This is a genomic window from Exiguobacterium sp. UBA3968 (assembly GCF_002385115.1).
Classification (GTDB): domain Bacteria; phylum Bacillota; class Bacilli; order Exiguobacteriales; family Exiguobacteriaceae; genus Exiguobacterium_A.
In genome coordinates, this window is the sequence record NZ_DGCW01000005.1 from 1,944,240 (window position 1) to 1,969,308 (window position 25,069).

At 44.5% G+C, this 25,069-nt stretch carries 20 protein-coding genes and 1 pseudogene; 5 read left to right on the top strand and 16 right to left on the bottom strand.

All coding sequences use genetic code 11. The features are described from left to right. Positions 1–13 precede the first annotated feature (13 nt). Positions 14–1,447: an ankyrin repeat domain-containing protein gene (locus B3S86_RS11745; protein WP_290752780.1), complete on the bottom strand. Its 1,434-nt coding sequence runs from the start codon at positions 1,445–1,447 to the stop codon at positions 14–16. A 387-nt stretch (positions 1,448–1,834) separates the two neighbouring features. On the opposite strand from B3S86_RS11745, the gene B3S86_RS11750 reads away from it, so the two are divergent. After that, complete coding sequence (locus tag B3S86_RS11750; protein ID WP_156359005.1) at positions 1,835–2,029, top strand: hypothetical protein; 195 nt, start codon at positions 1,835–1,837, stop codon at positions 2,027–2,029. Between the two features lie 52 nt (positions 2,030–2,081). Here B3S86_RS11750 and B3S86_RS11755 read toward each other — a convergent pair whose 3' ends face one another. The 3 genes from B3S86_RS11755 to B3S86_RS11765 form a co-directional block, all read right to left on the bottom strand. Then, complete coding sequence (locus B3S86_RS11755; protein WP_035410449.1) at positions 2,082–2,594, bottom strand: VanZ family protein; 513 nt, start codon at positions 2,592–2,594, stop codon at positions 2,082–2,084. Positions 2,595–2,749: 155 nt separating this feature from the next. Beyond that, on the bottom strand, positions 2,750–3,769 hold the full coding sequence (locus B3S86_RS11760; protein WP_035410452.1) for a fatty acid desaturase: 1,020 nt from the start codon (positions 3,767–3,769) through the stop codon (positions 2,750–2,752). A 234-nt stretch (positions 3,770–4,003) separates the two neighbouring features. After that, positions 4,004–5,530 (bottom strand): FAD-dependent oxidoreductase, encoded by a 1,527-nt coding sequence (locus B3S86_RS11765; protein ID WP_290752787.1) that lies wholly within the window; start codon positions 5,528–5,530, stop codon positions 4,004–4,006. Between the two features lie 201 nt (positions 5,531–5,731). Between B3S86_RS11765 and B3S86_RS11770 the strand changes: the two genes are divergently transcribed. After that, positions 5,732–6,178: a hypothetical protein gene (locus B3S86_RS11770; RefSeq protein ID WP_290752790.1), complete on the top strand. Its 447-nt coding sequence runs from the start codon at positions 5,732–5,734 to the stop codon at positions 6,176–6,178. Between the two features lie 44 nt (positions 6,179–6,222). Here B3S86_RS11770 and uhpT read toward each other — a convergent pair whose 3' ends face one another. The 6 genes from uhpT to B3S86_RS11800 form a co-directional block, all read right to left on the bottom strand. After that, entirely contained in the window at positions 6,223–7,632 is a 1,410-nt protein-coding gene (gene uhpT, locus B3S86_RS11775; protein ID WP_223040859.1) for a hexose-6-phosphate:phosphate antiporter, read from the bottom strand. Positions 7,633–7,667: 35 nt separating this feature from the next. Continuing rightward, positions 7,668–8,657, bottom strand: coding sequence for an ABC transporter substrate-binding protein (locus tag B3S86_RS11780; RefSeq protein ID WP_290752794.1), 990 nt, complete (start codon positions 8,655–8,657; stop codon positions 7,668–7,670). Further along, positions 8,654–9,430, bottom strand: coding sequence for a DUF3919 family protein (locus B3S86_RS11785; RefSeq protein WP_290752797.1), 777 nt, complete (start codon positions 9,428–9,430; stop codon positions 8,654–8,656). Before B3S86_RS11785 ends, B3S86_RS11780 begins: the two co-directional genes overlap by 4 nt. 95 nt (positions 9,431–9,525) lie before the next feature. Further along, entirely contained in the window at positions 9,526–10,911 is a 1,386-nt protein-coding gene (locus B3S86_RS11790) for a sensor histidine kinase (protein WP_290752801.1), read from the bottom strand. Beyond that, on the bottom strand, positions 10,908–11,579 hold the full coding sequence (locus tag B3S86_RS11795) for a response regulator transcription factor (protein ID WP_290752804.1): 672 nt from the start codon (positions 11,577–11,579) through the stop codon (positions 10,908–10,910). Before B3S86_RS11795 ends, B3S86_RS11790 begins: the two co-directional genes overlap by 4 nt. Before the next feature lie 159 nt (positions 11,580–11,738). Then, positions 11,739–14,849: an Ig-like domain-containing protein gene (locus B3S86_RS11800; protein WP_290752807.1), complete on the bottom strand. Its 3,111-nt coding sequence runs from the start codon at positions 14,847–14,849 to the stop codon at positions 11,739–11,741. Positions 14,850–15,213: 364 nt separating this feature from the next. Between B3S86_RS11800 and B3S86_RS11805 the strand changes: the two genes are divergently transcribed. After that, positions 15,214–15,648, top strand: coding sequence for a sigma factor (locus tag B3S86_RS11805; RefSeq protein ID WP_290752811.1), 435 nt, complete (start codon positions 15,214–15,216; stop codon positions 15,646–15,648). Then, entirely contained in the window at positions 15,648–16,478 is an 831-nt protein-coding gene (locus B3S86_RS11810) for a tyrosine-type recombinase/integrase (RefSeq protein WP_290752814.1), read from the top strand. The genes B3S86_RS11805 and B3S86_RS11810 overlap by 1 nt, the downstream gene beginning before the upstream one ends. Here the strand turns inward: B3S86_RS11810 and B3S86_RS11815 are convergent. Further along, complete coding sequence (locus B3S86_RS11815) at positions 16,459–17,277, bottom strand: tyrosine-type recombinase/integrase (RefSeq protein WP_290752817.1); 819 nt, start codon at positions 17,275–17,277, stop codon at positions 16,459–16,461. The two genes, B3S86_RS11810 and B3S86_RS11815, sit on opposite strands and share 20 nt — an antisense overlap. 231 nt (positions 17,278–17,508) lie before the next feature. On the opposite strand from B3S86_RS11815, the gene B3S86_RS11820 reads away from it, so the two are divergent. After that, on the top strand, positions 17,509–17,952 hold the full coding sequence (locus B3S86_RS11820) for a hypothetical protein (protein WP_290752820.1): 444 nt from the start codon (positions 17,509–17,511) through the stop codon (positions 17,950–17,952). A 339-nt stretch (positions 17,953–18,291) separates the two neighbouring features. Here B3S86_RS11820 and B3S86_RS11825 read toward each other — a convergent pair. From B3S86_RS11825 to B3S86_RS11845, 5 genes and pseudogenes are all read right to left on the bottom strand, one after another. After that, positions 18,292–19,929: pseudogene (locus tag B3S86_RS11825) on the bottom strand (IS1182 family transposase). Between the two features lie 169 nt (positions 19,930–20,098). Then, positions 20,099–21,319, bottom strand: coding sequence for a phospholipase D-like domain-containing protein (locus tag B3S86_RS11830; protein WP_290752823.1), 1,221 nt, complete (start codon positions 21,317–21,319; stop codon positions 20,099–20,101). 11 nt (positions 21,320–21,330) lie between these two features. Further along, entirely contained in the window at positions 21,331–22,353 is a 1,023-nt protein-coding gene (locus B3S86_RS11835; RefSeq protein ID WP_290752826.1) for an exodeoxyribonuclease VII large subunit, read from the bottom strand. 402 nt (positions 22,354–22,755) lie between these two features. Next, the gene (locus tag B3S86_RS11840) at positions 22,756–23,328 is read right to left on the bottom strand and encodes a hypothetical protein (protein ID WP_290752829.1); all 573 of its coding nucleotides are present in this window, start codon (positions 23,326–23,328) and stop codon (positions 22,756–22,758) included. Positions 23,329–23,366: 38 nt separating this feature from the next. Beyond that, entirely contained in the window at positions 23,367–25,004 is a 1,638-nt protein-coding gene (locus B3S86_RS11845) for a hypothetical protein (protein ID WP_290752832.1), read from the bottom strand. Between the last annotated feature and the right edge of the window lie 65 nt (positions 25,005–25,069).

Genomic DNA, 25,069 nt, shown 5'->3' on the forward strand with positions numbered 1-25,069 from the left:
TGCGGTTGTTGTTTTATAACGTTTGCGCGGAGTGCTGTTTCAACAGATCAATGATTTCATCGAGTTCATACTCCTGTGCCATCATCAGCGGCGTGAAGCCATCCGCATTTTTGATCGACGGGTCGGCACCGCGCTCGAGCAATAGCTTGACTGTCTGTTTCCCCTCACCCTCGACAGCATGATGAAGCGGCGTGAACTGATCGTCATCTTGTTGGTTGATTTTCTCGCCTCGTTTCAAATACAGATCGACGAGTTCATCGTTATTGCTGAAGACAGCTGTAATGAATGGTCGCTCGCCAAAGTCATTGACGGCATCGACATCACTCCCTGCTTCTAGCAGTTCCTTGAAGATCGATTCAAGCCCCTTGCTCGACTTCCGGTAACCGAGATAATGCAGTGCTGTATCCCCATCTGCATCGACTGCTTTCATATCACTTTTCGGGATCAAGCGATGGATATCTTCAAGCTTTCCTTTTTGAATCGCTGCCATCAATTCCGTCTCATTTAAATCCTGATCGTTTGTTTTTGTCGTCGACGCGTCGTTACTGGCTGCCGTTTGCGTTCCCGCTTCGTTCAGCAAGATCCCTGCCCCTGCACTGACGAAGAACATGACCGTCAGAACACTAAGCGTGATGATGATTCCTTGACTATAACGTAGGAAAGGACGGGGTTGATCGAGCGGTTCACCCGTCAAGCGAAGCCGTTCCAGCATGGATAGATTGGTCTGTAGCTTCTCATACAATAAGACAGAAAACGTCCGTTGCTGACGCTTCTCCGCTGTATAGGAAACGATATCCGTCGTCGCAAGAAGTGTTGGTCCGAGAATATCCTCAAAGATCGCTTGCCGGGCACACTGGTTGGATACAAGCGGTAGAACCATCTGATAACGAGTCCGTTCGCATGCCCGCGTGTAAGCCGGACGTAAAAATGGAACCCAGCTTCCGATCCAAAGCAACACCTGCTTTTCTTGATGATTTCGTTTAATGCGTGCAAGTTCAAGCAGTAACTGGAACCGTCGTACCTCTGTCAATTCCAAATATGACGTCGGAAGGACGATCAAATATTTTTGAAATAATCCGATGACATATGGTCGTTTCACATCGTTCTGGAAATAGATTTCTGGAATCCGCCACAGCTGCAATTGTTCTGTATGCATGCCGATTTGCTCGAATAACTCCGGGAACTGCTTCGCACTCAAGCGAACCCCTTCACTTCGAATCCGCGATACTCGTCGCCATTGACGTAACCAGAGTAATAACAGCAGGATCACTAGCGCGAACATAGCATAAATACCGCTCTCGCCTGTTTCAAATACTAAGCCGATGATGCCACCCACTGTCAAAATAGCGACGCCTAATAACAAACTGAAATAAGCGGTCTCTTTTCGTGTCACTGCTTTCCTGATCCGTTGTGCGGGATCGATTCGTTCATTCGTCTCCTGCTCCATACGTCATCTCCTTCATCTATCGTTTGATTCATCGTCTTTCTCATCCCTTCTTATCTTAACGGTTATTCCATCAAAGTTCCAAGGGAATCCTTTCCTGACATACCAAAAGAATATTCAGATAAATTATATTTTCAACCATGTTTTGATAACGTAACTTTTTTTCCTGAATATTCATTATTTATGTAATAAAATTTTCAAAAATTCTATTTTAGAGCGATTTTTGTTGATTTTTCAGCATTTATACGCAATTCTAACAATAAAGCAACCTGCCATTTGAACCACTAACTTTTTATTAATAGGTGGGACAATAGTCACTTTTTTATATTGCAGAAAAATTTGGAATCCCATATAATAACTAAAAGGAAGAAGAATATGGGAGTGAAGAATTTGGGATTATTTAATTTAATGAAAAAGGACTACACCGTCCAGTATCACGTATTACGCGGAGATGAGATCATCGACACAGATCGATTGAATGTTCGAGCAGGCGATCACACGACAGCACGAAAAAAAGCCGACAACATGTTAAGAAGAGAATACGGACGCACTCAGTACAAAATCGAGTGGGTACAACGGTTCTAATCGCTAAAATAACCCATCGCCTCAATCCTAGGATTGGGACGATGGGTTATTTTCATGCGTGCTGTTGTTCTTGTTCGCGAACGATCCGATCGGCTTTCAAATAGAGACGGATGACAGTGTATAAGACGATGCCGACGAGTGCACCACTACCATCGATCAGTACGTCTCCAACGAGTGGTGTTCGTCCCCCCGTCAACAATTGATGGAACTCATCCAACACACCGATCGTCATCGCTGTCGTGAAGGCAAAGAAAGCAGCTGGTAACGCTGCGTACCCTCGACCGCGCAAAAAATGAACGAGACTGACCCCGAGGACGAAGAACAGACTGGCATGCATGCCTTTCCGAATGAAGAATTCAAGGAAGGCTGCAGGTCCGAGTGACGCGACGCTGATCGGAACTTCATAATGGAACGACACGAACGAAAACGCATAGACCCAGTCGAGCGGCATATGTTGTGTCAAAAATGGAATCAGGGATTGTTGCTGATAGGTCATCGAACTGAAAACGAATAAGGAAAGTAAGATGGCTCCTCCTACATAAGCAGCAATGGGTATACGGCGCATCATGCACGCTCCTTTCTCTTTGTACATCCTACCATGGATGCTTATCGTGAACATACGCCAAAAGACGGACATACACTGCTCTCATTTACTGTGCTTTCCCTCTTTTACAGCTCGTACAACAAAAACACCCCATCCATATGGATGAGGTGAAAAGCTTACAACGATGACGGTTTCGGCTCGCGTAAGAGGTGTTTGATATCTTGGAACGTCACGAACGTTTTGTTTTTCGCATCGTATAGCTTATACCGAAGCGATTTCAGACTTGAGAAGAGACCGATTTTCGTCGCCTTCTGAAGCGGTGGCGTCGAGACATGTGCTTTTTCAAGATGATAATTCGGGACACGTGGACTGAGATGGTGAACATGATGGAATCCAATGTTTCCGGTCACCCATTGTAAGACCTTCGGTAGCTCGTAATACGAACTGCCTTCGATTGCTGCCTTGACATAATCCCATTCGCTTTCATCCTCAAAGTACGAGTCTTCGAACGTATGTTGGACGTAGAATAACCAGATTCCGAGGACACCTGCTGTGAACATCGTCGTGCCTTGGATGATCAGGAAGGCTTGCCAGCCGATGAAGTAGATCAGGATACCGTACAAGACGACGAGCGACGCATTGATGACGTGTGTGTTGATACGTTCTTTTTTGCGAGCATCCTTCCGGTTGAAGCGACTCGAGACAAGAATCAACAAGAGTGGTCCAAGACCAAACATGACGAGTGGATTCCGGTACAGACGATACTTGAGACGTGTGAAACGTGATGCTTCGATATACTCCTCAATCGTCATGACCCAGATGTCACCGACACCGCGTTTGTCGAGATTCCCACTCGATGCGTGGTGGATCGAGTGCTCCCGTTTCCATTTCTCATACGGGAATAACGTCAAAATCCCCGTGATCGTCCCGACGATGGCGTTCGCCTTCTTATTTTTGAAGAATGATCCATGGGTACAATCATGGAAGATGATGAACATCCGGACGACGAATCCTGCAGCGAGGATCGCCAACGGGATCGCGAGAAACACAGATAGTTTCAGGGCCTCATATGCCAGAAACCATAGGACGAGAAATGGCAGGATCGTGTTGATCATCTGCCGGACGCTGGCTTTGATGTCCGCCTTCTCAAACGGCGATACATGTTTGCGCAGCTGGGCAATCTTTTCTTTACTCATAGTGGTGCTTCCTCCTCGGGTTGTTTCAGCGTTCACGACGCTAAGTAAAATAGTGAAACTAAAGTATGAAACCAGTGAGCGGTGGTCGTGACGGTGCCTCTACAACACGATTCAAAAGCGGCACTCTAATTGTTTAGCGCTAAAATATTTTTGTTACCAGGTAATTATATCACATATCATAAATCGTCCACGGTTTATTTTTAAAATTAAAAAAGCAGAGACAAGCGTCTCTGCTTACTCGATCGATTTGAGTGGGTTGACGGCTGGTCCTTCTAGCACCTCTCCTGTTGGACCGAATCGTGAACCATGACACGGACAATCCCACGACCGTTCCGCCTCATTCCATTTCGTATCACACCCCATGTGGGTACAGGTCGTCGAGACGAGATGAAGCTTTCCTTCCGGATCCCGGTAACCACCGACTGTTTTTCCGTGATGCGTCACGAGTCCACCTTCGTCCGGTTGTAACTCGTCGGCACTGCGACGCGCTTTCGTCAGCTTTCCTTTGACCAGTTCGATCGCGACGTCCGCATTGTTCTTGACGAACTGCGTCGCATCCTTTGTTTTTAGCTTCGAACGATTCGGATCGAACAGATGCCGAAAACGGTTTGGTGTTCCCGTCAATAAGTCGCTGAGTAACAGTCCGGCCGCGATACCATTCGTCATCCCCCACTTCGCAAAACCGGTCGCGACGAACACGTTCGGATCATTTGGCGTCATCTGTCCGATGTAGGGGATTTTGTCGAGCGTGATCAAGTCTTGTGCTGACCAGAACTGTCCGAACGATTCGACGTGAAATTCATGCTTTGCAAAATCCGCAAGATGCTGATACCGCTGCATCGTCTCTGTCTCGTGACCAGATAGATGATTCTCACCGCCGAAGAGACCAAGCAGACGACCGTCTTCTGTCCGTGTGTGACGCAGAGAACGACTCGGTTGATCGGCACTCATAAACATCCCGTCCGGAAACGTCTCATCGACCTGACCCGATACGATATACGAGCGATGGACTTCAAGTTTTGAGAAGTACAAGCCTTTGAAGTCATGAAACGGAAAATGGGTCGCGATGACGACTTTCTTCGCTTCAATCCGATGTCCATTTTCAAGGACAACAGTAGGCGTTCGGTTCGATTCGAGCGATACAGCACGTGTCTGTTCATATAAGGCACCCCCTTGGTGGACGATTTGTCGGGCGAGTCCTTGAAGGTATTTGACGGGATGGAACTGCGCTTGCTCGCGCAAGACGACAGCACGTTTGACATCATACGGCAACTTATCCCGAACTTCTTGCGTCGCCTCGCCACCGTTCAATCCCAATCGTTCATAGGCTTTTACTTCTCGTTCCATCGCTTGCTCTTTTGATGTCGCAACGTAGAGATACGCGTCCTGCGTTTCAAGTTCACACGCAATGTCGAGTCGTTCCACCTGATGACGTAAAAACGTGATGGCTTCTTCATTTGCTTCATAATACAGTCGCGCCGATTCTTCACCGACCGTTTTGATTAACGTGTCATAGATTAAACCGTGCTGCGAGGAAACTTTCGCCGTCGTATAACCCGTCGTGCCAGCAGCGACGTCACCGGCTTCAATCACGGCGACATCATATCCTCGTTCAGTCAGTTGTATGGCCGTGACGAGCCCCGCAATACCAGCCCCGATGATGACGACATCATGCTTCGCATCTTGATCCAAAGTGGGATAAGAAGTGGCTGGTGTACTTTGCTTCCAATAAGATGACGGAAATCCGGATAAGTATGACATCATAAAACTCCTTTCGGAAAACACGATAGGTCGACATGTTAAAAGTTCCCTGAACGATACAAAAACATGCGTGAATCGTATAGTTTTAAAAGAACCTCTAATTTAAAGGAATTAATTTACTTTAATGAAAAATAATATGGAATAATTAGGTTTATTCTCATTTATACTAAGGGGAAGAAGCATAAGAGAGGAGTTTACTTCATGAAATTGGGGCGCCATTTAATTGAGACGTTTCGTCGTTTTACGCTTGCAGCAAGTATGGATGAGTATGACTTAGCAAGCGTTCTAACAAAGGAAATTCCAGAGCTGACAGATATCTGTGTCACGATTCGACCGACACACCTTCACCTTCAAGCCGTTGTACCGTTGACACGTTATGGTCTAAAGCGTGACTTACCGGTCGAATTGACGCTCCAATTGCGGGTAGTCGATAAACGTACCATTACGTTCGAAGTCTTTGACGTCTGTCCTCATGATACCGAATCCTTTAATGAAACTTACCTCATTCGTCCACCTTATCTGCGTTATGCAAATCGACTTCTGACCGTCGATCTTTCCTTCTATTTTCCTTTCCGTCATGCCCATTACCGTTCGATTCGTCACGTTAAACTGGAAGAAGGTTTTCTGCTTGCTTATTTGTCTCATTAAAAAAGGGCACCCTCTCCTAAATAAGGCGAGGGTGCTTGTGTCTGTTACGAACTTAACTTATCCGCTTGACGCTCCAGCAGTCCGAGGCGACGAATCTTTTTCTCCTCGACGACGGCAACGATCGCAAGGGCGATCAAACCGAATAATAATGCCGCATTGAAGATTATGAATGTGTCGCTCCAGCCGTGCAAGGTGACCGAACCGATCGTTAGACCGTTCGTTTCCGGGTCAGCGATTTTTGCTAGACCGACTTTTGCGATCGAATCACCGAACAAGTAACCGAATGTCCCGACCATCCCGTTCGTGACCGTTGTTGCTTGTTTCGGTGCGAAGCTGATGACCGAGACACCGATCAAGAGCTGCGGTCCGTAGATGAGCGCACCGAGTGCAAATAGTGACGCGTAAATCATAAGTTCACTCGTCCCGTAACGATAACCGAGGACCGCGACGGCCGTCAGTAAGAGACAGATCGCTGCGACGAGCGCCCGGCGTCCTTTGAGCAAGTCGGATACATACCCCCAGATCATACTGCCGCACAACGCACCAATCTCAAAGAAGAAAATCGTATTGACGGCGCTCTCCGTGCTGAAGTGTAAGTGTTCCGTGACGTAGAGCGGCGCCCAGTTATCAATCCCGATCCGGACGATGTAAACGAAGACGTTCGCGATACAGAGCGTCCAGATCCATGGGTTCGAGATGACGTACGTTTTGAAGATTTGCCATTTCGTCATACTTTCAGCAGCGATGTTTTCCGGTTCGATCGGTTCCTCGAAGATTTCTTCACTCCGATTCCACCCGAGTTCCTCCGGATCATCCTTCCCGATGAACAGACCGACGATTCCGATAACGAGCGCGATCGCAGCTGGGAAGATGAACATCCCGACGACACTTCCGTTGAAGAAGACGTTCGCTCCCCAAAGTGCGAGACCACCGGCAATTGCTCCACCGATGTTGTGCGAGACGTTCCAGAAGCCGAGGTAGCGTCCACGTTTTTCAAACGGTGTCCAGCGGGCGATCGTCGAATACGACGACGGTCCCCCGACCGATTGGAAGAACCCACTGAGTCCCCATAAAACCATCAATAAACCGACCGGACTTCCACCGGCACTCATCAAGAGTCCCATCGCGGTGACGATTAAGGACGAGAGAATCAATAAGAACGAGATGACGCGTTTCGTATTTTTCCCGTCAACGAAGTAGCCGAGCAACGTTTTCCCGATTCCGTATGTAATCGAGAAGGCGAAGCCGATATAACCGAGTTCCGTCGTCGTAAAACCTAGTTCCTCTTTCAAGAGCGGTTGCGCTGCCTTGAAGTTGTTTCGAATGAGATACATCGCCATATATGAGAAGAAGACGACTAAAAATGCCTTTAAGAATTGCTGTAACCATTGTTTCCGTTGTACTTCGATTGGTATGCCGGCATTCGGCAATTTTTTGATGCTGAAGAAGCCCATCTTCCATTTCCCCTATCTGAATCAGAGTCTTCGCATCATTTGTCCTGGAGCTGATTGAATCGACGGAGGTAGTCCCGGTAATCGGCGACGATGTCCTGCCCGACGTTCTGCTGGATCGGTTGTGTCTTCGCGATCGCATAGGTCGGCGTGCCGAACGAGACTTTCCGCAGGATCGCCTGACCGTCCGCCGAGAGCACGAAACGCATGAAGGCATTCGCCTGCTTTTGTTGCGTCCGTCCTTTCAACTTTGAGATCGCGTTGATCGAGTACGTATCGAGCGGGATGCTTTTGACCGGATAATACTTTTCGCGTAGCGATTGTTGATCCCCGATGAAATTGACCCCAAGCATCGCTTCCCCACTGGCGACATACGATGTCGGTGCAAATCCGTTCGCCGTGAATAATCGCGTTCGCTCGATGAGCTCGCGTAAGACATCTTCCGCCTTCGTTCCGTATCCGTCAAAGACCGCTTGCAGGATCGTCGCACCGGTACCGGAATGGTTCGGATCCGGCAAAATCAACGCATCTTGATACTGCTTCGCCGTCAAGTCAGCGAGTGTCTTCGGATATGGTGCCGCCCCGAATCGGTTGTTCCAGACGTCCGTATTGATGACGATCGCGAGGCGTTCGACTTCATAGCCGATCCAGTAGCGGTCCGGATCCTGTAGTTCCGCTTGATCCAGATCGCTCGGGAACGGTGTCGACAACCCGCGTTGCTTGAGCGTCTGGTGGGCATCCCACGTCCCGCCGATGATGACGTCGGCACGCGGATGAACCGCCTCCTTCGTCACACGCCGGACGAGTTCTTCTGTCGAGAGGCGAACGAACTCATACGTACAACCCGCTTGTTCACAGTACGATGACAGTAAGGCCCGCCCGATATCCTCTTTCGCAGAGACATACGCCGTCAAATGCGGAACTGTTTCCCGCGCAGCTGTTCCCTGCTTCGTCTGTTCATTGTTGCGGACGATCCAAATGCTCATGAGACAAATGATACTCAGCAAGAAGAGCATTCCTTTTCTCATCGATCTGCCTCCTTCCCGGTCGGCAGGAGTTGTCCTTTTAAATAGAAGGTGTTTCCATTGTCATCATCCATGTACTGGACGCTGAACAATGTCTCATACACGGTGATATTCATTAAGTTGGCACGCGTGTTCTGCTCATTCTTGAACCGCTGAAGCTTGAGAATGCGCGGCTGTCCCTGACTGGCATCGAGTGATTGACCGACTTCTTCATAGTCCGTCATCGGCTCCGCTTGCGTCAGGCGACGCTTAACGTCTTCTCGCTCACGTGCAGTCAAAGAACGAGATCGTCCTGCTGCATACACGGTCACGACTTCCGCCTCGGCGAACTGACGCGCGAGCTGTTCTGGTTCGTGATAGGCGTTCAAGAAGCGTGCTTTTAATGTCGTCGTCTGGGTGCTAGGACGTTGCGCGACACATTTTCCATTCAGCGTCATGCTTTCCCCGAGCGAGAACGTCCATGTCGTTCCGTTCAAGAAACGGAGCGTCCCGTTAAATGTCGCTGTACCTGCCGGACATGTCCCGTTTGCCAACGTCTTCATTTGCTTCAATAGCGTCGTGATGCGCTGGACTTCCGTTCCATCTTCTACCGTTTGCTCACCCCATGCCCGGTGACGTAACGTCAACTCGGTCGGAAGCGAGTCATCGGAAGCATTCAGCCGTTTCGGTCCATCGAGGACGTGCAAACGTCCGAAGACCGTCTGCTGAAGCAAAAGAAGACCGAGGGCAAACAAGATGCCCATTAGGAAGAGATAAGCGATGGTCGATGCTTTCATGATTCCTCTCCTTGCTTGATTCTTAGATTACGGGGCAATTGTTTCGTAAATCCGGTCGAATTGTTTCGTAAATGTATCATTTGTAAGCGATTACATTAAGTCTGATTCGCTAATCGGAAGGTCAATGTGATACGTGTGCCGCTTACATCGCTTTCCAGTGCAAAATCGCCACCTTGTTCCTGCATCAGACGCCGACAGAGCGGTAGACCGAGTCCATTCCCACTCGCCGTCGTCAGACTATGTTGCTCGTCCTCCCATTCGGTTAGGACGGCTGGATCCATACCAATTCCGTCATCCGTCATGAGGAGTCGGAGGGTCGTATCCGTACTGACGGTCGAAAATGTCACCGTCATCGCGTCACTGTATTTGACGGCATTCTCGAGAAGATTCAACAAGACTTGTTTCGTCTGGTCCGGTTGCCCGAGCACGTAGATTGGCGGAACATCCTGTTCAACTTCAATTCCTTGTCCATCAAGACGCAATTGCATGATGAATAAGGCGTCGGCGAGCAAGGCATCGAGCGCGAACATCGTCGACGTCACGTGGCGTTCGTTGCGTTGTTGTTTCGCCTGTTCGAGATTATGCGAGACGAGTCGTAACAAGCGCTGACTCTCGACTTCGATGTAGTGATAACAGTGCGCCGCTTCCTCCGGTGGCAGCTTGGGGATTAATTCGACATAGCCCATGATCGCCGTCATCGGTGTCCGGAGCTCATGAGTGATGTGATCGATGAACGTCTGTTGGTCGCTTCGTTGTTGTTCGAGCTGCCCGATGTTGTGCTGAATTGCGTCAGCAAGCGTCGAGAAGTCTGCCGCTAGTCTGTTCAGTTCCTCATACGGATAGGCCGGTAGCGCATGCGCATAGTGCCCTTTCGTCAAGGCGTGCGAGACGCTCCGTAAATCATCGATTGGTCCGATCAATGTCTTCGCCATCCGACGCGCCGTCCAGACGGCGATCACGATCAACATCAGAAACACGCCGGTGAAGACATAGGTGAATTGCCGCAGCAGTTCGGCTTCCGTCCGCAGGTCGACGAGAAAACGGACCGAGCCGATGACGTCCGTCTTGCCGTACAGCGGGCTTGAGAAGAACAGTACGGGAACATCGGTCTCCTTCAGGAACAGATAACTCGATTTTCCTTTTAACGCTTGATCGATATCTCCTGCGAGAAGCGGTAATTGATCGCGCTCGGAATCGGCGAGTAGTTCCGCGTTTGGTCCAAACAGCTGGACACGCGCGTCGAACCGGTCTGCTAAGTAAGAAGCAATCGGGACTGCTGTATCAGCGAGCGAGTCTGTCTCTTCACTTGCGAGGTAATTCGTCGTGTAGAGTTCCGCTTCCCGACTCAGTTTTTGGACAGAATCGACAGCGTTCTCATACAGATTCGATTGAATGAAGGCATAAAGAATCAAGAACAGAACGAGCAGTGCCGGAACAAGGAGTAAGACGAAGTTTTCCGTGATGACCTGGCGTAGCTTCATGCGTCGACCCACTTGTAGCCGACACCGTAAATCGTCTTGATCCGTTCGCCTTGCGCTCCGAGTTTCTTCCGCAAGCGTTGGACCATGATATCGACGGCACGGGTCTGACCGGAGAAGTCAAAACCCCAGACTTGTTCGAGCAGTTCATCTCGCTCGAAGACCCGTTTCGGATGCGCTAAGAAGAGCGCAAGTAAGGCGTACTCCCGGTACGTCAGTGGTAACGGTTGTCCATCGAGTCGAATGACGCGTTCTTCGGGATCAACCGATAAGAAGGGATCAGTCACGACAGGCACGGGTGGTGCGACCGCCTTCGTGCGTTTCAACAGATTTTTGACACGCAAGACGAGTTCCGTTCCATTAAACGGCTTGGTCATATAGTCATCCGCTCCGAGCTGCAGCCCGATGATTTTATCGTTCATCTGATCACGCGCCGTCAGCATCAAGATCGGTAAGTCAGGTGTCGTCTGTCGAAGCTTAGGAATCAAGTCAAAACCGGTCGTATCCGGTAGCATCAAATCGAGGACGATCAAATCAAAGGGTTGTGTTGCCTGCAAGGCGAGTGCTGTTGCTCCGTCGGCTGCCGTCTCGACCGTCTGACCATCGAGCTCGAGTTGCAGTTTGACGAGATGCCGGATGCTCGCCTCATCATCGATGACAAGAATATGCATAGGAATTCCTTCTTTCTGGACAGGTTTTTCTGTCCCCTAGCGTATCATGAAATCGTTTGCAATCACACCAGCAGGATAAATGAAAAAGCCAGCTCTCACTTTATTTGAGAGCTGACTAATCTGTTTTTGTTATCTGGAATTCGATGAAATAATAGTATTTTATCTTTGAACAGTCGTAGTAACTAATCCTGATTTATTACCGGAAGCGTCTTTCGCATATACAGATACCTTTTCTTTATATTTCCATGATTGAATCGATAAACGATACATCCCTTTTGAATCTGCCTTTGTTTTATAAACTTTATTACGGTAACTAATAAAGACTTGTGCGTTTCCTTCAGTTTTACCTGAAACACTCTTAGATTTCGTCGTAATTGCGGAAACGGTTGGTGTTTTAGGTGCTACATCATCTTTTACTTTTATTTGTGTCGTTATTTTTTCACCAAATGGATTTTTAGAGACAATGGTTAACGTTTGACCAATCTTAAGAGTACGGTTTGATTTAACATTGAATTTTGGATTTTCAAACAACATTACGCTAGTAAGATTAACCTTTTCTTGATTGATGAAATCTACTTGGTGATACGGTTGTGCAATCCCTTCAATCATTTTATTTTTTGTTGAAGTTTTGATATTAGATACCGTTTTATTTCGATAGGTATCTTTGATGATTTTTTTATAATAAGATTTTATAGTCCCATCAGAATTTCTCAACGTAATCTCAACAGTTAATGGTAATTTAGCTACTTTAGGAAGACTAAAGACAGAACGCGGATTAGACCCTGTCGTTTGAAGTTTTACAATCTGCCCGTTAAGTTTCAACTCATAATTTTTAAGTTTAATATGCACATCTTTAGTTACAAACCATAATTTATTTTTTGAGTTATTCATTCGAATATCTTCAACTTGATATCCAATCGGTTGCTTAGAAATAGTATGAGAATCACCAAATTCACTACTAACTATAAATCGAATATAATCTTTATTTGTGATTGGATAGTTCAATTTGAATAGAGCATAACCAAGCTCATTAGATTTGACATAAAGCGTTTCTTTACTCGATATCATTTTCACTCTAATATTAGCGTCTGTTTTTACTTCTAACGTCTTATCTCCATAATAGATTTCATCTGCAAATAGATTCGGGATTTTCGTACTTAGGACTTTTATTTCTTTCCAGTCTGACATTAGTCCTGAAGTATTTGTAGTCCGAATTAATATTCTATTAACTTCGTCGTCTATAAACCGTTTTTTATGCTTTTCATTATCGTAATAAATATTAAAAAATGGCTTGAGATAGTAATTACTTTCATATGATTTTATTAGTTTATCGTTTTTATAATATTGAACTTCTAATTTTCTAATAAAATCATCTGCTTCTATAGGAATTGTATCATCTGTATCTTTCACAACACCTACTTTAATCTTTGCTGGGGAATCATCAATAATTTTTTGTGAATACGTAAGGTTGTCTAACGACCGACTTCTTCTAATAGTAATTTCAAATGTAGAAGCTAAATCAATAATCGAATCACGCGATGCACTTGACTTTAATGATACTTTACCTTCTGAGTTTGCGGTTCCTCTAAAATAAGCCGGATCGTCAAAATAACGATTAGCAGCCCAAGTTTTTAATTCAACTTCCGCATACGGTTCTGTTGTTGCTGTTAATACTTCATCTGTAGACTTGAAAGAATTTAAAGCTAATTTTTGTATTGGATGAAGTACTCCTTCAAATCGAGCCTCTCTTTCATTTTGAACAGTAAAAATTCTTAAAATATAATGGTCACCGTCTTGAATATTTTTAACAGTACTTGTAAAAGGATAAGGATAAGGATACCCATAATCGCTTGAGAATGTTAACTTTTCAATATCAATTTCACCATTTTGATGTTCTATAATAATTTCACCGCTTAACTGTCTCATATCTGGCATGTTATTAGTTAAAATTAAGTTATCATTAATGATTTTCATATCCGGCTTGATTAATTGGCGTTCGTCCTTAACTGTCCATGATTTAAGGAATACACTTTTTTGATTTTCAGATATAAGATTTAATGACAATGTACCACTATAATTTTTCGGAATGATTTCGGAAAATGTTCCACTTTCATCCGATATCAATTTTATAGACTGTTTATTATACTTTAGTTCAAATGTGCGATTCGGTAATGTTTTACCTTTAAAGATTGAATTTTCTGATGTAATCGGGTATTCCAAATCGAACGGAAATTTATTAATATCAGCTTCTTCTTCAATGTATGTTAAACCAATTTGCTTATCGTTTGAATAAAAACTGATTTTTCGCACAGGTTCATTTTTCATAGGAATAACACAACTAAATCGTCCTTTAGAATCACTAATCGTACATGTTGAACTATCAATTTTTACCTGTGCCTCAGGAAAAGTAATTCCAGTCAACGAAAACTTATTATCTTGATACATATAAAATGGCGTTAATTCAGTTGGAACATAACCTTTGATCATGATACTATTTTTGATCGACACTGGTATATTGACACTCTCAACAGTAATTAAATTAGTCTTCTGCATGATTTCAATTGCCGGTGTCCACTTTACTTTAAACTTACCTTTATAATCTGCTTGAATAGTTGCTATTTCTTTTTCTTCACTTCGAAATTTAAGAGTTGCATATGGCCATGCCTTACCTTTTAATAAATTATTATTATAATCGAACTCTTCCAATTCAATTTTAGCAGTCAAAGTTGTAAGAATAGTTACGGTTTCATTTTTAACTCCATCCGAAGACTTGGCATACGCTTTTATTTGTGTCGATTCTCCTTTAGGAATACGTAATTGCTCTTTTCCAGAGAAGACTTTACCTTCATATGTAGCATAAATAACTGCGCCAGGAGATGTTGAAAGATAATATTCATTATCCTTGGTTAATCCTAAAAAAGTAACTGTATCATTTGATGGAATTTCTGATGATACAGGAACATCACTAGCAGTATATGTAATTTGACTGCTGTTATACCCCCATCTATCTTTTAAATACAACGTAACTTCTGAACGATCAATTTTTTCCGTAAGATTAATTTTAAAAATTCCTGTATTATCTGCTTTTACAAAATAAAACTTCTCGTTAGCATGTACATATAATTGCTCATCAGGTTGAGCACTCCCCTCAATTGTCTTATCCTCCATCTTAAATGGGTGGATTGAAGGATTTGTGTCTGCATGAATAATGTTTACCTGAAAAAATAAACTAATCATACAAAAAATCATGACAAAAAATATGCGCTTCATCTAGTTATTATCTCCTTTAAGTTACAATTAATTTCAAAGCATTCTTACTATATGCCATTAACTTTATTTTTCCAATACTTTAATAAAAATACCATTTAAAACTTAGGTATATATGGAACAATAAATTCCGAACACCCCAGCGGATAAGTAGAGTTATCCTGAAAGCAACTGCGCTAGAATGCGGGTTTAACTGAAGAGAACTGGTAGATTGATGAGGAATTGCATCACCTACGCTACTTAAAAGTTGAAGAAACCGTTGGCATGATTGAAGAAATGGAGCGTTGCGTCGAGCGGATAACTCTACTTATACTAAAACTACCGCGGAATACATAACAGATATGCATATCTGAAGAAACGGATACTCATGAACGACTTACTACGTAACTGGATTCCCCTCGTCAACTCCCTCCTGTCCCGCCTCTCGATCCACCCAAATGAACATGATGAATGTCGGCAAGCTGCCCTACTCCGACTTTGGAAATCGATTGAGGAAGGAAAGGTCATGACCGTTACCTTCGCCCGGATTCGAGCAAAAGGGGCGATGCTCGATTACTTAGCGACCCGCAACCGGACGCTTGCGACCGAAGTCGCGGTCGAGACGATGCCGGAGCTTCCTCGGACGCCGAACGTCTCCTTTCATTATCTCCTCAGCGAACTTAAACGGGATCTGTCGAATAAAGAGTACACGTTTCTCAAAGCCTTGATGCACGGCACGGAAGAGACGCTCGGTTATTCCCCGGCGCGACTCCGTTCATTGAAGTCGGAACTCCGGCAGAAAGTTCAGCTCCTTCTCGGATGATGCCCTATTATCAAGAACGACTACTCGCAATCATCGAACAGGCGGACTATCGTCCCTTGACGAAAAAAGCCTATCGATCGGACGTTCGGCATCTCTGTCGCCACGTCGAACGAATCGATGTTCCGTCGCTGCAGCGCTATGGCAAGTTTTTGCGCGACACTTACGCTCCAGCGACTGCCGCTCGACGACTGCATGCTCTCTCAATCCTGTTCGATCAACTGGTCGCTGAACGTTCGCTCCAGACGAATCCGTTGACGCGTGTCAAAAAACCGATTCCCGCACCCTACCGACGACTTGCTTTCACGTACGACGACGTCCACCGTGTCCTTGAGATGATTTGCGACGAAACTGTCTATGCCTTTAGCTTTCTTCTTCTGCACACAGGACTACGTTTCTCAGAAGCCCGTGACTTACAGCTCGCAGATATCGACTTTGCGCGCGATCAGTTGCTCGTCCGGAGCGGTAAAGGCGATCAATCACGTCAGGTTCCACTGCATCATGCGTTGCGCGATGTCCTGACGCGCTATATCGAGACGATTCGTCCTAATGCACTTCCATTATTTTGCGAAGACAGTGGACGACCGGTCAATCCGGCAAAGTTTCGCCGCGTCTTAAGAGAAGCAAGTCAAGTATGTCTCGGACGGATCCTGCGTCCGCACGATATACGGGTGACGTTCGCAACGACGCTCTATCACGTCCATCAGACGGACATTCTGACGATTATGCGCTTGCTTGGTCACAACGATGTAAGAACGACGCAACACTACGTCCTCCCGTCGCAGGATATTGCCCATACATCGGTCAATCGTCTTAAGCGGACAGACGATTAAGAATGTCCCGGACGTGATTCGTCTGACTGCGGATGTATCCTTCCGTCGTTGCGATGCTGGCGTGACCAAGCAGACGTTTTATATCAAGCAGCTTCAAACCGGCTTGTTGATAGAGATAGGTCGCATACGCGATCCGGAGCATATGCGGACGGACGTGACGCCTTAGATGTGTAAATCCCACCTCGCGAAGTGCCTTTCTCGCTGCATGTTCGTTAACCATCCGTTCAGTAACGGACTGAAATAAGTAGCCGGTCGTGCGCTCCGCTAAAAATAGACTGATCTTATCGCGGAGTGCTTCCCCGATCGGAACGGTTCGTGTCCGCCCGCCTTTGCCGTAACGAACGTACAGTTCACCTTTTACTAAATCGAAATCCTGCACTGTCAACAAACGGGCCTCCATGAAGCGGAGGCCCGTTTGGCTGAGCACCTCGAAGAAGAGGCGATAGGTTGGATTTTGAATCTGTCGGATTATTGGGATTAACTCTTCACTATCGTGATACGTCTCATCCTGCAAACGTTGGTGGACAATCGGACGGATCTCAATCATCGGATTCTTTTTGATGCGTCTCTGCTCGACGAGAACATTACCAAGCCGACGCAAAACATGATATCGTCGCAAGATCGTCGATGGTTTATAGCGTGCCTTCATCAAGTGAAAATAACGCTGTAAGGACGCAACCGACCAATCGACGTGATGACTTCTCATTTGCCGAAGGTCGCTCCGGTACGCCTTAATCGTGTGCGCTGCATATTTCGAATGTGTCAATAGATACTGATCGAGATAGTCATAGTGTGTCATGAATGGCTCCTCCTTTAGATGGCGACTGACGCGATGAACAATAAAACCGCACGATCAATTTCCGATGGATTATCAAGAATCGCTTTCCCTAAACACTTAATGATCGAACAAAAAAAATAAGGAAAAAAGTTACAATCTTATTGAATCCCTTTCCTTTTCGGATAGGAGAAACCACGTATATGTACTTACCCCGATTCACCCATCAATGATTCCACCCAAAGGAGCTTACTTATGAACACGGATAACGATTATCTCGGTAACCCATCGGATATTCTCGTCACTACTCATGTCTTGGAAGAAGATTTACGTGACGTCATTGCGATTGAATTTAAAGACTTTTGGCACCCGAAATTACGGATTACCCCTAACGAGCTCGTCATCACCGGTTCGACTGTTTCAACAGAACATCGATTCGCCCATCATAAGCCGTTCACCCTCACGATTGCCCCGTTTCGTATCCGTCATAACATCATCTCTTTCCACATCTACGATATTAGTCCGGCATCACAAGAGCAGACAATCCTGAACATACTAAAGGCGCATCCGAATGTGTCTTACAGCTACCACATGATTCATATTCAACTTTTACCGTGTGACTTCGGCAATGAATTCTTCCATACACTCCAGTATACGAAACTACTCGATCATAAAATCCTCGTCGGTCTCCACCTTTAGCTCACTCTCAACACATCTTTTATTTGAAATTAAAATACAATTAGGTATTTGCCCCCTCAAAAAAATCAACTTAAAATAAAGGCGACACACCGATTACTCACTAGTGTGTCGCCTTTCAAGCATCATTCTTCGTTTTCATCTAAAACTGATTTACTTGACTAACACATGAATCGTTTCCGTGTGAGCGGGTCGTTGAATATCCTCATGAAATATCGATTGTCATCTGATGTGATAAAAATAAGTACCGGGTGAAGTTGTTTGCGTTCTAATTCGTAAAGCTACCGGTTTATCACCATCTGTTCTTAGTGCGTTTAATATCCGCAATTTCATATGATTTCATCAATCACATTCGTGTAAACATCGCTCTCTTTGCCATGTGACGTGCTGAAATGAGGCTGGGACATAACTAGCTGAATTTAACGAGAAGAAGGAATTGACATCACTCAGGATGTGCAATTCCTTCTTTTTTCATTGTCTCGCGTCAAATTGCCCTTCGGGCAACGCTTTGGATGAGCCATTTTCTTAAATTTACGGCCATGAGGATAAAGCCGAGCTCACGCTTCACCTTCGCTTTTCCTCTCACAGAAAAGCGAGTGAAACTCAAATTAGCCTTCAGATATCAAAAACTGGTTCCACGTCTATCTTCCGTTTCGCATAGAGGGATCCTGTTTTTTGATCTGAAAGCCATTTTTTCATCTGTTCTTTTTGTTCTTCCCATGAAGTGTTTATGTGTACCTGTCGGTGACGACCCTCTTTGGCCTTGGTACAACGGGAGCGAAACGGGCAGCCATCACACCCTTCGCTTTCATACACCTTGAAATCACGCGTGAATCCGTACCGATCTGTTCTCTTGGACATGTAACGGAATGTTACGTCCTGTCCATTAGGGCACACAAAACGATCCGACCTTTCATCATAAGACCAGTTTGCTGTGTTAAATGGATCATTGCGCCATTTTCGAGACTTTTCTTTTTCGAACATCGTATAAGGGATGAGTGGAATGCGCCCTCGGCGCATCAGAATATCCTGATAATTCTCCTGACTCCCATAGCCGGCATCCGCAACGATATGCGGTGGTAGTGGTAAATATGAGCTGATCTCATCTAAAAAGGGGAGTAACGTCCGGGCATCCGTCGGATTCGGATAAACATCATAAGCGAGTGTGTACTGTCCTTCGGTCGCGATTTGAACGTTATAGCCTGACTTGAGTTGTCCATTTTGCATATGATCTTCCTTCATTCGCATGAACGTCGCGTCTGTGTCTGTTTTCGAATAGCTGTTCCGTCCAGCGAGCGTCCTCTTTTGGAGGGCGTATCTCTGTTTCCGCTCGATGAAATCTGTAATCTCCTTTCGAAGGAGACGTGGTTCCTTCCGTTCAGAACGTAGACGTTTTCTTTCTTGGTTATCCGAACTCGCCTCGATTTTTTGGTTGATGGAAGCGATATGTGCGTCTAAAGCTTCACCCATGTGTTCGAGTTCTGAGAGAGTGAGTTCGTCCGGGCTTTCTCGTTCAATTTCCGGTAGGATGTCTTGTTCGACGAGGTTGTCATAGATACGATTCGATTTGTCCACGAGAGACGAACTATGACGTTCGATCGATTTCCGCCAAACAAAGGTGTATCGGTTCGCATTCGCCTCTAACTTTGTACCATCGATAAAGATGGCTTCTTCATTGATTTCTCCCATCTCGACGAGATGGCAATGGAAGGTAACGAAGGCTTGCTTCAAGATTGGAGTGACTGCGGGATGCACTCGAAAACGGTTGATGGTACGATAGCTCGGCGCATTCCTTTGCGCTAGCCACATCATCCGCAGATGATAAGCAGGGCATCCCGTCGTCCGCATGAAAGGATCGAAAACATCATCCGGAATGGATTCGACGAGATGATGGACAGCGAACGCGATATCATTTTCTTGAAGACGAACTTCTAAATCTAAGGGCAGAACCAGCTGGTTCATGTTATAATCTTTAAACATAAGGGCACCTCCGATGGTTATGGTTTGGTCACTTTAACTTTATCAGAGGTTGTCCTTATTTGTTTATTCAGAATCGGTTTTTCGTCATAGAACAAGGCCCTCGAAACGACTACACGTTTCGAGGGCCTTTCGTTTGTGAAACTGAGTTATGTTCCAGCCTCACTTTATTTCAAAACGAAAAATGAATCTCTTTCAGTTGACGAATTCGTTCCGTATCTTCGGCATACTCACCTGCCTCATGCCAAGATCCTGTCTCTCCGAATTTCCCTTGATTTGACAAGAAATTATAGCTGCCAACGATTAAGTACTTTTCATCACACATCAAGAGCTTGAAATGGGTATTTGAAACATGTAACTTCACTTTTCCCGGATAGCCCTTTTTCAGCCATCTCTTCTTCAAGTCCTCTGCAACTTTTTCAGAGGTGACTGCTCGTGCATCTTTCGCTCCCTTGTCCATGCCGATACCATAGACGATTTTGATGTCTACCCCCCGCTTGAGTGCCTTCTCTATTTTATTCCGTAATTCATTATCTTTCAGTAACCAATTCCCTAACCATGGACTGACAATGCAGATGTCAGAGTGTGCTTCATCAAAAGCACGATAGAATAAATCTTTCATCTCTTGATTTTCAACGTAACGCCGATTCGTTTCTTTCATATTCTTCAGTTGCAAATCTTGAATGATTTGCCGCATCGTCTCGAAGTCTAATCCATCAGAAGACTTTTCTTTTAACAGTTCCATGACTTCTTGTAACGTCTCATCTTTGTTTTGATGAAGACGAAGAACCGTCTGTAAATCAGCCATCATGGCTTCTGACTGTTCAGCTGTCACGTCTGCATTTCGATCAATCTTCCCATGCAATCCTTCAAGGTCTTTCCTCATGTGCAACGAATGATTTTCCATCATAGCATGCAATTCAGCCATTTTTTGATTGGATGACGATTCCGTTCTTTGCATGACGTTCTCCATCGTTCGTAACACCTGCTCCATGTAATGATCCATCTGCATCATCAGTGATCGTGTCAATTCATGTTCTTGACGTGCCACATCCATGGTAGGTGTTGATCTATAAGCAACTATTTCCGTAGCCTCAGGAGCAACCTGTACTTGCTTCGACAAAAGATTGATTACGATAAAGCTCATACATAAAAGGACGACATAGAGTGCCGAAAGCAATTGATCAAATAAAAAGAAATGGAACGTAGTCAAGAGTGTCATCCCGACAAGTGTCATATAGGCGGTTCGTTGATCATAGTCGCGCTGTAAGTACCAGGCGTAGACACTGATTAGACCGAGGACCAGTAACATCACTAAACTGATTCCCGCGGGAAATACCCATGGTAAAAAAGATACCAATACATTGACGATGAGTAATTGTCGTTGTGTCATGAGCGTCTCCTTCAATCTACTAAAACTTTATCAATGATGAGTTCGAGTTCATCTTGATAGACATCGACGGTTGCTACGACACGAATCGGAAAACGGGAAGTCATCGCATTTTCAATGCGCTCTTTTCTTCCCTTGACCTCATCATTGTCGGCTTTGAATAAGACCGCTTTGATTTGTGAATCGTCTTGTATCAACTGCAAGAAGAGATGTCCCTTCTTCTTCGTTACTTGCTCGACCATTCCTTCGACGACGACTTGTGATCCACGGTCTGACGATTTGATGGATGAAATCTGACGTGTTTGCACCGTCTCTGCTTTTTTATTCGTGACCTCCACGTCTCCTAACGTCTCCGGTACGAGCTCTAACTCACCTTTGTATTCGGTTACTTTTCCTGTGATTATAGCTGTAGCATGAACGGGGTACGTCTTAGCATCTGGTTGTAATGTCGAAAACAACGGAACTTTCAGTGATTGTCCATTTTCACTCTCGACCGTCAAGAAAATATGTCCCTTCGGATGAACATATTTCGAAACAATTTCGGCAGAGATCGTCTTTGTTTGTCCGATGTCGTCATTTGTGAGACGTTCGCTTTCTTTTGTCTCCATCACGATAAGATCTTTTTGTGTTTGGGGAATGATTTCAATCTTTCCTTGATATTCATCCACTTCTCCTGTAACAGTAATCTTCTGACCGACACTCATTTCTGTCGCGTCAATCGCTTTGTCTTTAAAAATAGGGACACTGATCGTTCCACTCGTATCTTTGACTTTTAGAAAGACATGCCCTTTATTCATGGACCGCTCTAGAATCGTTCCCGTAATGGTTTGTTGTTGCCCTTTCATCGAGGAATCGAGCGTTGCAATCGTCGTCGTTTGACCCGCTTCCGTCGTTTCGTCCGCTTTTACAGACGGGACGGGCTTTGTTGCGTTGTGTGAACTCGAATCAAACAGATTTAACTTATAGATCGCTCCCCCGACGAGTAATATCAGTATGCATGCAGTCACTACGATGAACGTTCCTTTTGATTGTTTCACCTAAATTCACTCCTTAAGAAATCTCTAGCTAATATTTATTTTTGTATTATATTTCTAATTTTACACAACCATCCAAATCCTCATATTTATTTTCTGTACAAGTGGTCAATGTCTATTTTTTCAGTACAGTAACTTTCAAAAGTTCATTCTGCAGATGTTTTTTAGTCTAATACCTGTCCACATCTTTTATTATTAAGTAAGTTCTATCTAGCGGAAGTTATCCTCGGTATCACTAGTATTATTTCCTTGGCAATGATTTCAGTAAAAGAAGACGAGTGATCGCTGCATACGAATGAACCTTACCCGACACACAGCACTTCACCTTTGGATGAACAGTAAAAAGACATCATAATAAGCCTAAATCGGCTCGTTATGATGTCTACAGCATCCATGGGAATACTTTTATCTCTTCTTCAATGAAATCATCAGTGGAATGGTTAGAAAAAGAGCGCCTAACGCTACGTATATAATAGTCAAAGCCTGCATCGCCTCAACGACAATACTTCCTGAAATACCATACGCTAGCTGCAATTGATCTAATTCTCGATACATGTTGAAAAAGACGAGTGCAGATAGCAATGTAATACTAAACGGGATGATCCATACTTTTTTCTGATTCGTTTTAATCGATGTCGAGAGGAAAACAAACTGTATCACCACAATAAGAAGAATCGGCACGAATACCGACATCACGTTCTCTTCGCTTTGGAAGAAAAATCCTCGATTATGTTGCTCTTTAAAGTATGCAGAATAGATCCACAAGCTGATCAAGTAAACAATCAGACTTCCCCACATCATAAGTCTAATCAACGGACCATCTGATGTTCTGGTCACGATGTTTTGCTGCTCATAAAAATTAACCGGCTTTTCTTCGTTCAATTTTTTGAGTTCTTCATATTGAACCTTGTTTCCGCACTTCGGACAATACTCATACTGTTTTTGAATACTCGTTTGGCAACTCGAACATGTCGTCATCTTCCTGTCCTCCTCATCCTTATTAAAGATACGATTCATTATTCAGGAGCTGACTCAAACAGATGCAAATATCGGACATATCCTTTTTCATCGTAGACTATTTCTAAAGCATTCTTCTTTTTGACAGTATAGAGACTGATTTTTTTGATTTGATGTTGATCAAGCGCGCTGTTCCCTCGCATCAATTTCGAAGACAACGCCGGGTCGAATCGGTAAGACTTCTTCGGTTTTCCGAAAACATCCATTATTTGTTTTTCACTAATATCGTTCCGTTTTTCCGTACTCATCGGTAAAAGTATTTCGTCCACAGTTTTCTTATTGCGATATGTTCCGTACAAGGCATTCCCTTTAAAAATACCACTCGTATAGACTTTTCCTTGGTAATAGAACTTTCCATTCGTTCCTTTTACTTTAGAGTAAGAATCATACAACTTATGCGAAGCCTTCACGAACGTTCCGGTTTGATTCAACATATTCTTCTGAGACGTTAACCATTTCACGTTCGTTGTGTTTGATGCTTTTCTGACGGTTAATGAAAGTGTGGCCGTGTACCCTTCATATGTTCCTTTGATTGTTACTTTACCAGGCGATTTTCCGATTAACTTCCCATTTGAGAAGTAAGCGATTTGTGAATTATCCGAGCGCCACGCGACTTGATTCGTCAATTTCGTTTTCGTACCGTCTTTCGCTATTGCGACAAACGTCGGCGTCATATCATTTCGAACAATCAATGAATTAAAGTCTGTACTAATCTGTGCGTTCACAGTTCGCTTTTTTAAGTTTTTCGTATCGTAGACACGAACCGGGTCACCTGTCGTAATGATTCTAGACGAGTTTTCGTTAAAGGCAATCCGTGACTCGTCTAGATTTGTATAAATCCGCTTCGCTGTTTGCATATCATATAAGATTCCTTTAGAAGTACCAAGGAACATGCCACTCTCGTCTAAATCAATATCATCGTAGGTTTTCAGTGTCGAGAGGACCGACTTATTGTATGGACTCTTAGACTGATAGATACGGGAGCTATACGTATTAAAAACAAGCGTATTCGATCGTGTCAGATCGTATGAGATGATATTTTCTGATGGTAACACTTCCGTTATCAAATCTAAGTTATGGTTCATGACACGAATCGAGGTGTTATCACCAATCATGATGTAATCATTCGATACTTTTAGCGCACCATATGTGTCAATCCCGCGAGCAGCTAATACCTTTTCACTATTCAGGTCATATAAGAAAATATGGTCGTCAGATGCGATGACGAGTTTCGAGGAGTTCGGCAAAAAGTTCACTTTGATCCCGCTATTGAATCGATACGTCTCTCCATTGTATTCAAGACTGTCAATCGTACGAATTTCATCTCCGAACGCATCATAAATCGTAAAGTACGTGTGCCAAAATTCTTTGGCGATGAATTTCGACTCGTCCTTACTAACATCTAGCAATGTATCCCCCGTAGGATTTTTCCGTAACAATATACCTGTTTTTAAATCAAAGAGCTTCGTTCCTTCGTAATCAGAGTGATACATCGTATTGCCTCGAATGATCATGTTATTTCCAGTCACATCGTTTTCTTTAATTTGAGCGACAGTTGGCAGACTGACACTTGCTGATGCTGACATTCCAGGGTACAACAGCGAAATCACTACAGCTCCTGCTATCATTTTTCTCATTTTTTCATCTCCTTATTCTTCAACGGCTATTCTACATATTATAGAAAAACCAAAAGAAATGAAGA